General features: G+C 32.0%; 10 protein-coding genes. 2 read left to right on the forward strand and 8 right to left on the reverse strand.

Translation table 11 applies throughout. The features are described 5' to 3' along the window. Positions 1–15: 15 nt before the first annotated feature. Positions 16–3,258, reverse strand: a complete 3,243-nt coding sequence (locus KM029_RS16565) for a DUF1553 domain-containing protein (RefSeq protein WP_144074303.1) — start codon at positions 3,256–3,258, stop codon at positions 16–18. 283 nt (positions 3,259–3,541) lie between these two features. Here KM029_RS16565 and KM029_RS16570 point away from each other — a divergent pair, with 283 nt between their 5' ends. Beyond that, on the forward strand, positions 3,542–5,083 hold the full coding sequence (locus KM029_RS16570) for a tetratricopeptide repeat protein (protein WP_158631086.1): 1,542 nt from the start codon (positions 3,542–3,544) through the stop codon (positions 5,081–5,083). A gap of 53 nt (positions 5,084–5,136) precedes the next feature. Here the strand turns inward: KM029_RS16570 and metE are convergent, their stop codons facing one another. Next, entirely contained in the window at positions 5,137–7,458 is a 2,322-nt protein-coding gene (gene metE / locus KM029_RS16575) for a 5-methyltetrahydropteroyltriglutamate--homocysteine S-methyltransferase (RefSeq protein WP_144074305.1), read from the reverse strand. A gap of 156 nt (positions 7,459–7,614) precedes the next feature. Here metE and KM029_RS16580 point away from each other — a divergent pair, with 156 nt between their 5' ends. After that, entirely contained in the window at positions 7,615–8,076 is a 462-nt protein-coding gene (locus KM029_RS16580) for an Lrp/AsnC family transcriptional regulator (protein WP_144074306.1), read from the forward strand. A gap of 96 nt (positions 8,077–8,172) precedes the next feature. Here the strand turns inward: KM029_RS16580 and KM029_RS16585 are convergent, their stop codons facing one another. The 6 genes from KM029_RS16585 to KM029_RS16610 form a co-directional block, all read right to left on the reverse strand. Continuing rightward, positions 8,173–9,660, reverse strand: a complete 1,488-nt coding sequence (locus KM029_RS16585; protein ID WP_144074307.1) for a RagB/SusD family nutrient uptake outer membrane protein — start codon at positions 9,658–9,660, stop codon at positions 8,173–8,175. Positions 9,661–9,681: 21 nt separating this feature from the next. Then, positions 9,682–12,708, reverse strand: a complete 3,027-nt coding sequence (locus tag KM029_RS16590; RefSeq protein ID WP_144074308.1) for a SusC/RagA family TonB-linked outer membrane protein — start codon at positions 12,706–12,708, stop codon at positions 9,682–9,684. Positions 12,709–13,080: 372 nt separating this feature from the next. Continuing rightward, positions 13,081–13,380, reverse strand: a complete 300-nt coding sequence (locus tag KM029_RS16595; protein ID WP_144074309.1) for a hypothetical protein — start codon at positions 13,378–13,380, stop codon at positions 13,081–13,083. A 104-nt stretch (positions 13,381–13,484) separates the two neighbouring features. Continuing rightward, positions 13,485–13,646: a DUF2256 domain-containing protein gene (locus KM029_RS16600; RefSeq protein ID WP_144074310.1), complete on the reverse strand. Its 162-nt coding sequence runs from the start codon at positions 13,644–13,646 to the stop codon at positions 13,485–13,487. 4 nt (positions 13,647–13,650) lie between these two features. Beyond that, positions 13,651–14,289, reverse strand: coding sequence for a flavin reductase family protein (locus tag KM029_RS16605; RefSeq protein WP_144074311.1), 639 nt, complete (start codon positions 14,287–14,289; stop codon positions 13,651–13,653). Between the two features lie 23 nt (positions 14,290–14,312). Further along, a complete protein-coding gene (locus KM029_RS16610) occupies positions 14,313–15,413 on the reverse strand; it encodes an FAD-binding domain-containing protein (RefSeq protein ID WP_144074312.1) in 1,101 nt (366 codons plus the stop codon). Positions 15,414–16,077 lie beyond the last annotated feature (664 nt).

The raw sequence follows: 16,077 nt of genomic DNA on the forward strand, positions 1-16,077 counted from the left end.
TCTATTTGTAGGTGTTTATCGTTTGGTAATTGTAGCGTCAGAGTTCATAATTACACTTGCTACAATTGCATTTGCTGCTACAGTACTTGTATCAAGAGATTCGTCAATACGGTATTCTCCAGCTGTTAACCACCCTTTGGTTTTATCTATATTCTCTTTAAACTTTTTATATTGCTTTTGTTGTAAAGCCATTAACAGTTCCAGTTCTGCAGTCATTATTTCTTTACCTGTAAGCGACATGTAAGCATGTTTAATACCTTCTGATAATGACGATGATTTTGTAATTTGCTCGCCAATTTTTCTTGAGGCTTCTATATAGGTAGGGTCGTTTAAAATAACCAATGCTTGTAAAGGAGTGTTTGTTTTTTGTCTCCTAACGGTACATTCACTTCTTTCTGGCTGATCGAAGGTTTGTAAAGTAGGGTTAGGTATTGTTCGTTTCCAGAATGTATAAATAGATCTTCTGTATAAATCATCTCCCGTAGATTGCTCGTATTTCATGGCATTCATTGCCCACAAACCTTTTGGTTGATACGATTTTACACTTTTACCACCTACTTTAGTAGTAAGTAGGTTACTAGCAACAAGAGCATTGTCGCGCATCATTTCGCTTGTTAATCGTAGGGCAGGGCCACGTGCTAACAATATATTTTCTCTATCTTTTTCTCTAAGTTCATCGCTACAATAAGAGCTTTGGCGGTAAGTTGCCGAGAGTACAATTTTCTTTTGCAGTGCTTTTACATCCCATCCACTTTCAATAAATGATAATGCCAACCAATCAATTAGTTTACCATGGCTTGGCATTTCTCCTTGATTGCCAAAATCTTCAGTGGTATTTACAATACCTCTACCAAAGTAATTTTGCCAATAGCGGTTTACAGCCACACGTGCAGTTAGCGGGTGTTCATCGCTCATTAACCATTTAGCTAAACCAAGACGGTTTTTTGGGAACTCTTTTGGAAAAGGAGGAAGAAATTCTGGTGTGTTTGGAAAAACAGAATCTCCATGTGCATCATATTGGCCACGTTTAAGAATAAAAGCCTGACGTAATGTATCCATTTCTTGCATTACCATCATTTGTTGTACATCTTCCATAGCAAGTGAAAGCTGCTTTTGTTCTTTGTTTAAAGTAGAAGCTACTTCTTTATAAGCTGGTGATAATTGTGAAAGGTAATGTGCAGTTAAAACATTTTTCTGAGTAGTAGAAAGAACCTCATTATTTGTTCTTAATAATTTTCTCGCAGTTTTTGGGCTTGCCCATTCCATTACTTCAAGAGCCGTTAATTCTCTGCTATATACACCAATATCATCAATCTTAGCATTCTTAATACCTAAACCTCTCCAACGGCCCCCAATTTTTAAACCGGGTTCAATAGCTTTACTGTAGATTACGTCTTCGTAGTTATTAAAGATAATCTCTTTGTACAAGTTATCTTTCTCGGTGGTCATTTGTACTAGTTGCCCATCCATATAAAGTTGTATTCCTTTTGCCTTACTAGAGCCATCGTAAGTCATTACTAAATGTGTCCATTTCTCTTTAGGTATTTTGATTATCGATCTTTTTATAATTGCATTTTCTGGCCAAGTATGTGCCATTACAATTTCTAGTTTATTGTCAATCAAATAGAGGTGATACCCTTTTAAACTATGTAAACGATAGCCTTTGTTTTTATGAAAAATGACACCTTCTTTTAATTTTTCAGGAATATTTACCCATAAGCCAATAGAAAACGGATCGCTTCGTTTATAGGTGCCGATTGGTTTAAGATCTAGCCAAGCATCTCCATCCATTAATAAACCGTTTCCTTTTTTTCCTTTTGTATAATGAGGGATTTCTTTTGAACTGAATTGCCTGTCCATTTTACCAATGCCATTTCTTATAGAATTAGTAAGGTGATTATCTAAGTTAAAGTGAGCTACTTTTCCTTTTTTGTAAGCGGATAAGCTGATTTTTTGATATTCATTATTAGCCATCCATTCTGCAATTGTTTTTTTCTCTTTTTTTATAACATCTTCTTTCTTGGCTAGCGTTTGATCAATTGATTTTTTTATGAAGTCAATTTTTTGTTCTTGCTCTTCTGTTGGTAATAACATATTAGGAACGGGCATATCAGAAGGATCCCAAGAAATTTGTCCTGTTTCATTTACATTATTAAAAAAGCTGTATAACTCGTAAAAGTTCTTTTGAGAGATAGGGTCATATTTATGATCATGACACCTTGCACAGGCAAAAGTCAACCCCATTACACCTTGTCCAACCACAGAAGCCCTATCTGCAACATATTCAACTCTAAATTCTTCGTCAACAATACCTCCTTCCATATTCTGAGGGTGTAAACGGTTAAAAGCTGTTGCCATTCGTTGCTCTCTTGTTGGTTTTTCCATTAAATCTCCAGCAAGTTGTTCTGTTACAAATTGATCGTAGGGTTTGTTTGTATTAAAGGCATTAATAACCCAATCTCTCCAAGGGCTCATATCTCTAGCTCTATCTGCTTGGTAACCATGTGTATCTGCAAATCGGGCAAGGTCTAACCAATCCGAAGCCATTTTTTCTCCATAATGTGGAGAGGCTAAAAGTCGTTCAACTTGTTTTTCGTAAGCATCTTCGCTATTATCTTTTTTAAATGCTTCAATTTCTTTTACAGTAGGAGGTAAACCAGTAAGGTCTAAAGCTACTCTTCTTAGTAATAATTCTTTCTTTGCTTCTGGACTAGGAGACAGTCCTTCTTGTTCTAATCGAGCTACAATAAAATTATCTATTTCGTTATTTATTTTCTCCTCATTTTCAACATCAGGAAGATTTTGTTTAGCTATTGGCATAAACGCCCAATGCGGTTGGTATTCTGCACCTTCTTCTATCCATTTTATAAGCGTTGCTTTTTCTTTAGGAGATAACGTTAAGTTAAAATCAGGTGTAGGCATTACCATCTCTGGATTGTCTGATAAAATGCGATGATAAATTTCACTGGCTACAACATTACCTGGAACAATTGCATATTTACCTGGCGACTCCGACAGTTCTTTATAGGCTATTGATGGATCGTGTAATTGTAAACCACCTAATATTTTACCTTTGTCTGGACCGTGACAGGCAAAGCATTTATCAGATAAAATTGGTTTTATATCTGTATTAAAATTTAGCTCTTCAGGAAGTTGCTCATAAGCATTTGCTACATCTTGAGGCATATCTACCTGACAAGAAAATAAGGAGCATAAAAGTAAAAGTATACAACAGTTATATTTAAGATGGATGTTCATTTAGACGTAAGTAAGTTTACCAATGAGATTCTTTTTGTTTGGATAGTTCAAATATGGAGTATATGATAGGTTAAATTGGTAATTGGTATATAGACTCCATATAGACAGCAAATAATTTTTGGGGGAAAATTACTGAACAAACCTACATTTTTTTAGATATTTAGGGGATAAAGCAATCATTTTTGATATGACTACTATAGACAAACTAATTTTTAGACTAGCTACGGTCTTTTTTATAATGTTCTTTTTTTTGTTGAATGTAAACGCACAAAATACTCCGTTTTTGTTAGCAGAAATAAATAAAGAGTGGAGTTTTATTCTTAACGAATCCAATGATACTGAAGCAAACGAGTTGATTTTACAACAAGAACAAATAGTAACAGAGAACAAAACTAAAACTGATACATTAACCACTATAAATGCTTTTAATAAGTTAGGTGAGATTTACTGTAATCAGGTAAATTATGAGAAAGCATACTCTTATTATTGGGATGCCTTATTATTAGCAGATCAGTTTCAAGAAAGGAGTGCAATAGCTAAAAGTTATTTAGGGTTAGGCATTTTATATAGTTTATACGAAAGACGTGAAGATGCACTAAAGTATTACTTGAAGGCTTTAGAAATTAATCAAGAGTTAATTATAAATGATAAAAAATATACGCAAGATTTACGTTCAAACTATTTTCAAATTGCGGTGCATTATCGCTACGAAAACGATGTACTATCTGCAAGGAAATATTTACAGAAAAGTAGAGTGTTAGCCTCATCAGACAAACAAGATTTACTTTTTATAAATGCAGAAGAAGGCTACTTAAATATTCTAGAAAAAAAGTACAAAAAGGCAGAATTTATTTTACTTCCTTTAGAAAATAAAATCAAAACAAAAACGCGTCCTTACACAGTTGTTTATTATTCTTTATTAGGTGATTTATATAAGGGTATGAAGCAGTATAAGAGGAGTACCTATTATTATTTGTCAGCTATTACATCGGCTAAAAAATTTAGAAAACATTTAAACTTTGTACCTGATATTTATAGAAAACTGTCTGTCAATGCAACTCAACTAAAACAGCAAAAAGAAGCTACTACTTATTTGTTTTATGCCTTAAAATTAGAAGAGTCGTTGTACAGTAGTAAAAGTGCCAAAAACCAGTTTTTATTCGAGGTAAAAGATAAATATAGAAAAGTACAAGAAGAGCAAAGAGCACTATATTTAAAACAAACTTTGCATCAACTAAAACAAGAGGAAAAGATCTGGTTTTTAAAAACAATTCTGCTAATAATCTCCATATTATTAATAGCCGTACTTGCTGTGGTATGGGTAAGAACTATTAGAAATAGACATAAGGCTGAAAGAGTATTACTACAGCAACAACGAAATTTAGAAATAAAAAGCAATAAAGAAATAATGGCTGTACAGAACCAAGAATTAACGGGTTCTACCTTGCAATTAGTGGCAAAAGATGAGTTATTATTATCTATAAAAGAAAAGCTCAAAGTGTTGTATAAAGAGAATAAATCTAATGATATTAAAAGATTAATCAAGGAAATTGATTTTAACAAAGACCAAAGTTGGTTAGCGTTTGAAACTCGCTTTAATGCCGTAAATAAGGGGTTTTATAAAATTTTATCTGATCAATATCCAAACCTTAAACCTTATGATTTAAGAATTTGTGCTTTGGTAAAATTAGATTTCACAACTAAAGAAATGGCAAAACTTTTAGGAATATCGGCAGAGAGTGCTAACACTTCAAGATACAGGTTAAGAAAGAAGTTAAATTTAAACAAAGACGTAAATTTAGCAGAGTTTATTCGAGCTTTTTAAAGAGAATAAAGAGCAATCTTAGAGGTACAAAAACTAAGATTGCTCATTTTATTTTATGCTAAGACTGTAAATAGTTTTCGGGCTGTAACAGCTGCCTCCACCATTTTTTCTAAAGCTTTTTTTGTTTCCGGCCAATCTCTAGTTTTTAAACCACAATCTGGGTTTACCCATAATTGTTCGGCAGGGATATGGCGCTTTGCTTTGTCAATTAAATCGACCATTTCGTATTTTGATGGAACTCGTGGACTATGAATATCATAAATACCAGGTCCAATATCATTTGGGTAATTAAATGATGCAAAGGCATTTAATAAGTCCATTTGAGAGCGAGAACATTCAATAGTAATTACATCGGCATCCAAATCAGCAATACTTTTTATAATATCATTAAATTCAGAATAACACATGTGCGTATGTATTTGTGTTTCATCTTTTACACCACTGCTGCTTACCTTAAAAGCATTAACGGCCCATTGTAAATAAGTAGCCCAATCTACGGCTCTTAACGGTAGACCTTCTCTAATTGCTGGTTCATCAATCTGAATAATTTTAATACCTGCACTTTCTAAATCTTGCACTTCGTCTCTAATGGCTAACGCAATTTGCGTACACGTTTCACTTCTTGGTTGGTCATCTCTTACAAAAGACCATTGTAAAATAGTTACAGGGCCAGTAAGCATTCCCTTTATATATTTATCTGTACAACTTTGTGCATATTTAGTCCATGCAACAGTCATAGGATTGGAACGAGATACATCTCCAAAAATAATAGGAGGCTTTACGCATCGGCTACCGTAACTTTGTACCCAACCAAAACTAGAAAAAGTAAATCCCTCTAACTGTTCGCCAAAATATTCTACCATGTCGTTTCTTTCAAATTCTCCATGTACTAGAACATCTAAACCAATTTCTTCTTGAAGCGAAATAGTTCTTTTCGTTTCTTCTTCTAATTTACTTTGATATTCTTCAGCAGATAATCGTCCATTTTTAAAAGCAGCTCTCCACTGTCTTACTTCTTTTGTTTGCGGAAAAGACCCAATTGTTGTTGTTGGGTATAATGGAAGGTTTAAAGCCTCTTTTTGAAGTATTTTTCTTGTTTTAAACAGGTGGCTACGTTGTGCGTCTTTTGCTGTTAATTTTTGTACCCTTTCTTTTACTTTAGGTTGATGAACTACTGTTGATTGATTACGGGTTTGAAGTGCTTTTTGATTAATAATGTAGTCTTCTTCCTTTTCAAAATTATCTGATAAAACAAGCTGCTTAAGTGCAGAAAGTTCACCTAATTTTTGTTTGGCAAATGATAACCAAGGAAGTATTTTTTGATTGATTTTAGAAGTTTCTGTTTCTAAGTTTAGATCACAAGGAACGTGTAAAAGAGAACATGAAGGAGCAATTAATATACGTTCTTTTCCTACTTTTTCGATTACTTTGGATAAAGTAGTCAGTGATTTTTGGTAATCATTTTTCCAGATATTTCTACCATCAATAATACCAATAGAAAAATGAAGAGTGCTAAGGAAATTATCAGCAGTAAAAATATCATTTATTTGCTCTCCACAACGTGTTATATCTAAATGTAGTGTATGGATTGGCAGTTGTAAAACAGTAGCTAAATTGTCTCCGTAGCAATCAAAATAATTGGCTAGAAAAATCTTTAATGAAGGGACTTCGTTTGCAAAATAATTGTACGCGGCAGTGATTTTATTTCTTATGGAAGGAGTACTATCCAAAGCTAAACAAGGTTCGTCAAATTGTACATTTTCGGCACCTAATTTTTTGAGTTCTTTTAATAGTTTAGCATAAATAGGAAGCAGTTTATCTAGAAGTTCTAAACAGTCAAAGTTATCCTCTTTAGCCTTTCCTAATAACAGGAAAGTTACAGGACCAATAAGTACAGGCTTTGTTTTAATACCTAAAGAAAGTGCTTCTTTAAATTCATCAATTACTTTAGAAGAGAATAAAGAGAAATCTTGATTTTTGGTAAATTCAGGTACGATATAATGATAGTTTGTATCGAACCATTTTTTCATACTCATTGCTTTAATATCCAATCCTTTTTGCTGATAACCTCTGGCCATAGCAAAATAGAGATCAATATCAGATAGATTACCTTGCTGTTGCAGCGTTTTAAAACGCTCTGGAATAGCACCTACTGTAAAAGCTAAATCAAGTACTTGATCGTACAAAGAAAAATCGTTTGATGGGATTAAATCAATTTGATTATCATCTTGTAAAGACCAATTGATTTTACGGATTTCCTGAGCAGTACTTTTAAGTTGTTCTTCACTTATACTTCCTTTCCAGTATCCTTCTACAGCTTTTTTAAGCTCTCTTTTATTGCCAATTCTTGGGAATCCTAAATTTGTTGTTTTCATAGTGTAATTAGTTTGAATTTCTATGCAAATCTAGTTGTCGTAGTTTGTAATTCTATCTATTTGTGTAAATGAAGAAAATAAAACTATATATTGAGTTGTGGTAGTATATTTGTCTGTTAGAGAGGTTGATTAACTAGTATAACAGAAAAATTTTCTATGAAAGAATTGGATGAAATGGATTTAAAGATCCTTCGTTTTCTACAGGAAAACTCAGATATAACAACAAAAGAGATTGCTCAGAAAATTCATTTATCAACTACTCCAGTTTATGAGCGTATTAAAAAACTAGAGCAACAAGGATACATCAAAAAGTATGTAGCCGTACTTGACAGAGAAAAGTTAGATAGAGATTTGGTTGTTTTTTGTAATATCACCTTAAAAGAACATAGCAAAGTTATTGGGCATCAATTTGTGAAAGATATTCTCTCTTTAAAAGAAGTTACAGAGTGTTATAATGTATCTGGAGATTATGATTTCCTTTTAAAAGTGATGGTAAAAGACATGAGGGCGTATCAAGATTTTGTGTTAAACCATTTAGGGGAGATCGAAAATATTGGGAGTGCACATAGTACTTTTGTGATGGGTGAGATTAAGCAAACTTACGAAGTTCCCGTATAGGAATGTATGTATAAAAGGAGGAGAGTAAAAAAAAAGAGATTCCATTAAAATAATGAAATCTCTAAAACTATATTCTTCTCTATTCGATTTTATATTTTAATACCCCCAGTTATTACCTTCTGATTGTAAAGTTGGGTTGGTATTCATTTCTCTTTCAGGAATTGGGTACCATGCTTGTTGGCCAGCTCCGTCTTTACCTCCGTCAATCGTTGGATCTTCAGAAGCTTCTATTTTACCTGTTGTTAAACTGTATACATTGATCATCTGTTTAGTTCTACGAAGGTCCCATAAACGATGTCCTTCATAAGCAAGTTCTTTTGCTCTTTCGTTCCAAACATCCTGTAATGTTACATTTGCAACAGGTGTATAGTTTTCAATTCTCTTTGCTCTTAAATCATTAATTAATTGTGCAGCTTTAGTTGGACTTGTTTTAACAAGAGCTTCGGCATGAGTAAGAATTACTTCCTCGATACGTAATAACTTAGGTGCAGTTAAAGATTTAGTATTTTTGTAAGTATAAAATTTGAAGATTCTAGGAATAATCATTTTTAACTTTGTATTATCTTCATTAATGATTGCAGCTTCACCAATATTTTCAGATGTTTTCCAACGAATATCTTTAGAAACATCACCAAATAAAGTTCCATCAAGAATTTTAGGATTTGCTACAAAATCACCATAACCTGCATAAACAGAGTTCCATAAATACAATCCAGCAAAGTTATTACTCCCTTGGTTTTCATCTGTCTCAAATTCTAATTCTAGAATTGTAGCAGCACCACCTGATTTTTGGAAATAATCTAAAAATAAATCTTTTTCAACAATAGAATATTGACTCTCTAAATCAGTAGCAATTTTATCAATTTCACTAAAATTAGTAGCTTCTTTAGACGCATCTAATTCAATTTCAAATAAAAGAGCTCGTACTTTTAATGCTAAAGCAGCATTTTTAGAAGGTAAAAACTTACTAGTCTCTGTAATTAGCTTTTCAGCTTTATCTAAATCAGAGAATACTAAACTAAAAAGATCTTTCCTATCAGCTTTTCCGGGTGCAAAATCTTTAGCAACATCTAAAGAATATATATCTTCAGTTATTAAAGGAACACTTCCGTAGGCTCTTAATAAATCTAGGTAACACATTGCTCTTACAAAATGTGCTTGACCTAAAGCATTAGAACTTTCAGTATCTGTATTAGAAGATAATGAACTATTTATAACTCTATTAGCATCAGCAATAGTAACATATATATAATCATATGTAGAATATGCTTTTTTATCAGAATCTAATGGATCTGTACCTCTAGTAGTAGGATTCTTCTGAAGTTTGTACTGATCGTCAAAGCGGCCTGAACTATTATATTGTGATACTAGATCCGTACCAATATCTCCCATTCTGATAAAATCAGCTCCATAATAAGCAGTTCTCTGAAATCTATCAAATAAGCCATTGATAAGATCTTGCGGAGGTAAATCTGCAGCATCTTTTGTTTCAATATTTTGTTGTGGCTCAACATCAAGATTACAACTAATAAAAGAAGCTGAGAGTAATATTGATACTATTATATTTTTATTAAATAATTTCATAGTAATGTATATAAATTCTTATTAAAATTTTACTGATAATCCACCTGTGAATACTCTTCCTTCTGGATATTCGAAAAAGTTAATACCATGGATAGGAGCGGTAATTGGCGTCATTCCAGAGTAAGAAGTTAGTGTAAATAAGTTCTGAGCAGAACCATATAATCTTACAGAACCAAGTCTTAAGGTTTTAACCCAAGTAGAAGGGAAGTTGTAACCTAAAGTGATATTTCTTAATGATACATAACTGCCATCTTCTAACTGTCTATCAGAGTTTTTACTAGCACCATATGCTCCCCATTTGGCATAATCAGCAACGTCTCCATCTTTTTTCCAACGGTTAACAGAATAACTATATCCTTCTTGATTTCTATTTTTAGAATAGCCATCGTTATCAGTATATACATTACTGTTTCTCCATATTTTTCCGCCTTGAGAGAAAGTAAGGAAAATAGATAGATCCCAATTTTTATATTTAAAATTGTTCGTTAAACCACCTGTGATTTTAGGACCTGCTTGTCCACTTTCAATTCTTTCAGCTTTATTATAATCTGAAGTAGCCCAACGGTTATTACGTTTATAATATCCACTTTCTCCAGCATGATCTTTACCGTCATTAGCATACCATGAGCCATTTCCTGATTTAGGATCTGCACCAGCCCATTCTCTTAAATAAAAAGTATTAACAGCAGAACCTACTCTTGATATTCTAACTCCAGAAATAATATCTTGACCATCTAATTTTTGTATCTCATTTTTATTAATACCGATATTAAATGATGTAGACCAAGTAAAATTAGTTTTAAGGATATTTGTTGTTGTAAGAGCAAACTCCCAACCTTTGTTAAGAATAATACCTAAATTTTGTTTGCCAGATGTAAATCCACTAGAGCTAGATAAAGGTCTATTTAATAAAATACTTTCAGATCTTTCTCTATAATAATCAACATTTAATGTAACGCGATCAACTAAAGAAATATCAAATCCAACACCTAGTTTTTTTCTGACCTCCCAGCTTAAATCTGGGTTTTCAATTTGTCTGTAGGTACCTGCACTTTTAGATTGGTATCCATAATAACTGTATAAACCTCTAGCATCAAAGTTACCAATATTAGCATTACCAGTTGTTCCGTAAGAACCTCTTAATTTAGCAAGAGTAATTACGTTGTTATCTGCTAAGAAATCTTCTCTTGATAGATACCAAGAAGCTGAAGTAGACCAGAAAGTACCCCATTTTTTATTTCTAGCAAATTTTGAAGAACCGTCACGTCTTGCAGAAAAAGTTGCGTAATATTTACCATCATAATTATAACTTAATTGGCCTAGATATGACATATATTTATATGACTCTTTAAACCCACTCGCATCTTTATTTGCAGCTGAATTATCTAAATTCTCTAACCCAACAGGAATATTTTCACCATAAGAGTATGATCTTTTCTTATTATTTACCTGATATTCAAAACCAGCAATTGCGTCCACATTATGAGCATTACCAAAGGTTTTTGAGAAGTTAAATATAGAGTTCCCTAAAATATTAGAATTAGATGTGATTTTATCTTCTTTATAACCATTATAAGCAGCACCATCAAATGATAAAGGAGATCTATAATTTTCTCTTTGAGCGTTTTGATAATTTACAGAACCTGTTTGTTTAAATGATAACCAATCAGCAATTTGATATTTTAATGAACCTACTAATTGAGTACTTACTTGCCCTATAACAACTTTATTTCCCTTTTCAATATCATATAAAAAGTTAGCATCTGTTGAGCCATCTTTGATTCGAGGTAATAATTCACCATTACTATCATAAGGAGATAAAGTAGGTAATTGCATATAAGTTGCTAATAATGGAGAAGAATATCCACCACCACCACTAGCGTCTTGTTGATCTGTATAACTTAAGTTTGTTGAGATGTTAGCTGTTAAACGCTTATTTATTTTTTGATCTAAATTTAAACGTAATGAATATCTTTCGAAGTTAGATCCTACTAAAATACCTTCATTATTCATATATCCAGCAGAAGCATAATACTTAGTATCTTCATTACCACCGCTCATTGTTAAATCATATGATGAAATTCTTGCTTGTCTAAATGCATGTTCAGACCAATCTGTATTAGAATAAATTGGATTGCCTTTACTATCAACTGTTACACCAGGTATTTGCGAATAGTAATCTTCAGGTTTACCTCCATTTTTATTTGCTAATGCTTGAGCTTGCGAATCTACAAATTGATCTGCATTCATAGCTGACCAATTTCCTTTATTTACAACAGAAATACCTTGACGTGTATTGAATGTTATCTGAGGTTTTCCACTTTTACCTCTTTTTGTGGTAACTACAATTACACCATTGGCAGCTCTTGCACCATAAAGTGCAGTAGCGGCAGCATCTTTCAATACTTCAACACTCTCAATATCTTCAGGATTAATCATTGAAAGAGGATCTCTTTCAGCTTCACTTTGGGAAGAGTTATAATTAATATCTTCACCATCTTGGATGATACCATCAATTACATAAAGTGGGTCTGATGCAGTATTACTTATAGAACCTTGACCACGGATAACAATATTTTGTTTAGCCCCTGGTTGACCAGAATTACTAGAAATATTTACACCAGCAGCCTTACCTTGTAAAGAACTTGTTACTGAAGGTGTAACAACATCAGTTACATTTTCTACTTTTGCAGAATTAGAAGAAACATCGGTTTTTGCATAACCCATAACTGTCACTTCTTCAAGTTCTTCAGCATCAGCTTCTAGTCCAACATTAATAGTTGATTGATTTCCTACAGGAACTTCTTGTGTTTTAAATCCAATAAAACGATAAATAATAACATCTGAAGGAGATACTTTTAATTTATATTTACCATCAAAGTCAGTAATAGAACCGTATGTAGTTCCTTTTACTAATACAGTTACACCAGGAAGTGGTTCACTTCCATCTTTCACAACACCTGATACCTCTTTTTTATCTTGTGCACTTACATCGTAGGCAAGAGCGGCAAGAAAAAGAAATAAGAATGCGAATATTCGTTTTTTCATAATTAATAGAAATGTTAGTCTTTTTTATGCATAGTTGTTGGCTATGCGTATATCTTTTCGTGGGTATAATTGAAGTAATCTTTGTTAGATTGAAGATTAATAGAGAGAACTTCTAGAATAATTGAAGAGATAGTAAAAATGACTGGTTGATTAGGTTTAAATAAAATTTCACAATAAGATGACATTTAGATGTGAGGGTTAGCTAAAAAAATAGAGTTAATAAAATTTAACTTAATTTAAATATATGTGTCAGGAGTTAAAAAAATTGCAAAATATTTAGCGTTACTATGTGTTTATTGTAATTATTCGCATCAAAAAAGGCATTGTATATATGCTATACAATGCCTTTTATAATTTTTTCTCGAAAAGAGATTAGTCTTTCTTAAAGTAGTTAGGATTTTGTACCAAGTACATTTCTGCATCCTCTGCAGTCATTCTAAATTTTTTCATAAGAAGCTCTACTTCAGCACTATTCACTTTTTTAGGAGCTGCTTTTTTTCTTGCTGCAGTTGCTTTCTTCTTAGTTTCTTTATTTTTTTTCTCTCTAGCTACTGATTCTTCTACTTCAGCAGTTACTACAGATCCGCTTCCGTCACAACGCACTAAGTGACTAACAAATTCTGCATCATTAATTCTACCTTTACATCTAGGACAAGTTCTCGTCGACGCCATATTTTGATATTATGATTTTTATGAGTGAACACAAATATAAGTCAAATTTTAGCGAAAAAGTTCTTTAAAAACATAGATTTTAGAAACATTCAATAAATTGATATTTATATACAACTTTTTATCAAATTATTGGTTTTTGATCTATTCCGTCTACATTTTTTACTGCAATATTTTACTTCATTCCAAACTTTTTCCCACTTTTTTCGCCAACTAAAAGGTCGTTCACACACAATGCATTTTTTTTGAGGTAGATGTTGTTTTTTCATTCTACTAAATAGTGTTAGAATTTATAAAATTTTCAACCCTAGCATAAGGGAAAGAAGTTAATTTGTTAAAACTATAGTAAGTGTTTAAACCTGAAATTCCTGCACTTTTACTTTTTTCTAAATCTATATATCCGTTGATATCTATACAATCTTCACTGATTTGAATATTCTCAATTTCTCCTATAATTAATGATGTTCCATTTAAAGGGATAGGAATTTCTTCTTTAAAGCGTAAACCAATTTTTAAATGACTTTCTTTTACATATGGTGCATTGAAACCTTCTATATATTCAGGAGTAAAATTACATACGTCAAATTCTGAAACTCCTTTATCAAATTTTGCTGATGTTTTGTGAGCATCCTCTATGTTATGTATTGGTATATGATTAATAGTGTAAACCCCTGTTTCTTTAATGTTTTGTAAGGTATGTCGAGGTACTTTCTGCGAAGGTCTTGTAATAAACCCTAGCAAAGCAGGAGTGCTACCTAGGTGAATTACTGAGCTGAAAATAGCTAAATTCTCGTTTCCATCTGAATCTTTCGTTCCTATTAAATTACCTGGTTTTATGCCTGTTACAGAATTAATGAGGTTTAATCTATAGATACGATCTGCATTTTGAATATCATTTTTAGTGAATACCATAGCATTTAGTGGGTTTTATAAATTTACTGAACTACATAGATTTCTTTCTTTACTTTTTTCCAAAACTTAAAGAAAGATGAATAATTACCTTTAACATTAGAAATCCAATCTCTTTCTTCTCTATTTCCAATGTAGTGAGATGTTGTAGGATGTTCTTTATAGTAAATAGAAGAAGCCCCTAATTGTTTCTGTAAATCAGTAAATTCACCTACAAAAAGTTGAATATTATCTATGTTTTTACTTAAATCAATAATAAAATCAAGCGATTTTTCACTTATTGGGTACTTATTAAAGTGAGAAGGTTCTAATAAGAGGATCCTGTTTCCTTGTAGTGTGCTGTTCCATGTTGGGTCTAATTGGTAACTGTTATAAATAAATGTGGGAACGGATTCGTCTATAATTAAAGAGTTTGTTTTTGGTAATTCTGTTGATAAAGTGAAAGGAACACAATTTAATAAGTGTTTTGGAGTCTTTATTTTTTCAAAATCTTGATATGTAATGTCTAGAAAAGTACCCTCTTGCGTAGAGTGACAATACTTATTTATGTTTGCCTGATTGGCCACATACTTTTTATTACTGTTTGCACCAGCTACCCATTGCCAACTTAATGCATTGCTTGCCCAATCAGCATCAAGTAAATGGTAATACATCCATTTTGCAGGTAATAACCAATGTGATTTACCTATGTTACAAGATAGCATTGCTACATACATTCTCATGTGATTATGCATGTACCCAGATTCTTTTAACGCATTTATTCCATTATCAATTGCTTCAATTCCTGTTTGTGAATTGGCAAGTGCTTTTGGTAATTTATAATGATCTACATTAGGTTGAGGGTGCTTTAAATCAAAATCAATATGCTCTTTTTGATCAATCCATATTTGCTGCCAATAATCCCTCCAAGCCAGTTCTTGAATAAACTTTTCTGACTTGTAAAAGTCATAACCCTTTCGCATTAAGTGATCTAAAACTTGTCGAGTAGAAATAACTCCTCTAGAAATGTATGGTGATAAATAAGAAACACCCCCATCTATATAATTTCTAGATCCCCCGTATTTTAATGGAGAAAATTGATCTATCTTCTCTAATATATCAGTGTATTTTGTTGAAAAATGATGCATATATTAATAGGTTTTTAAGTACTATTTATTGTATCGTTAATTGTTTGTCACCTTATATTGTTTTGCTTTTTGTATGATTTTAGTTGATAATATCGCTTGTCTTATTAAAAATAACGTATCATTTAAAAAAGAATAGTGGTAGTGTAAAGTAGTGTTATTTGTGTAGCAATTATTTAAAAAATATAGTTTTTGATTCACAATTCAACTCTGTTTTTGATAGGTAATTAGTATTGTTATGAGACGTGTTTTTGTGTGACTATCAGTTTTTTTATTTAAAATGTCAGCCCTAAAAGTCTCTATTTTTTATAATGTCTATGCTGTTTGTGACAAAATTTAATTTTTTTTTCAACTTTTTTTCAAAAAATATTTCACTAGTAAAAAAAGTATGAATGAACGATCACTATTGTAATGAATATACCTTTATGATGTAGTTGTATTATTTTAATAGATGAGTGAATGTTATCTCATTAATCAATAAAAGTTAACGATGATTTTTTTTAGAAAAACTGTCACAATTCAAAGATGACTCCTGTTATATGTGCTGAAAACAGTTGATTTAGAGACTTGAAAAGTGGAAGCACAAACGCAAGTTCTACAGCTATTTTCATGTAACTAAGAAAAGATAACGGGTAGTATAGTTTTTTAATTGTACTATTCTAAGAAT

This window comes from Flammeovirga kamogawensis (assembly GCF_018736065.1).
GTDB lineage: Bacteria > Bacteroidota > Bacteroidia > Cytophagales > Flammeovirgaceae > Flammeovirga > Flammeovirga kamogawensis.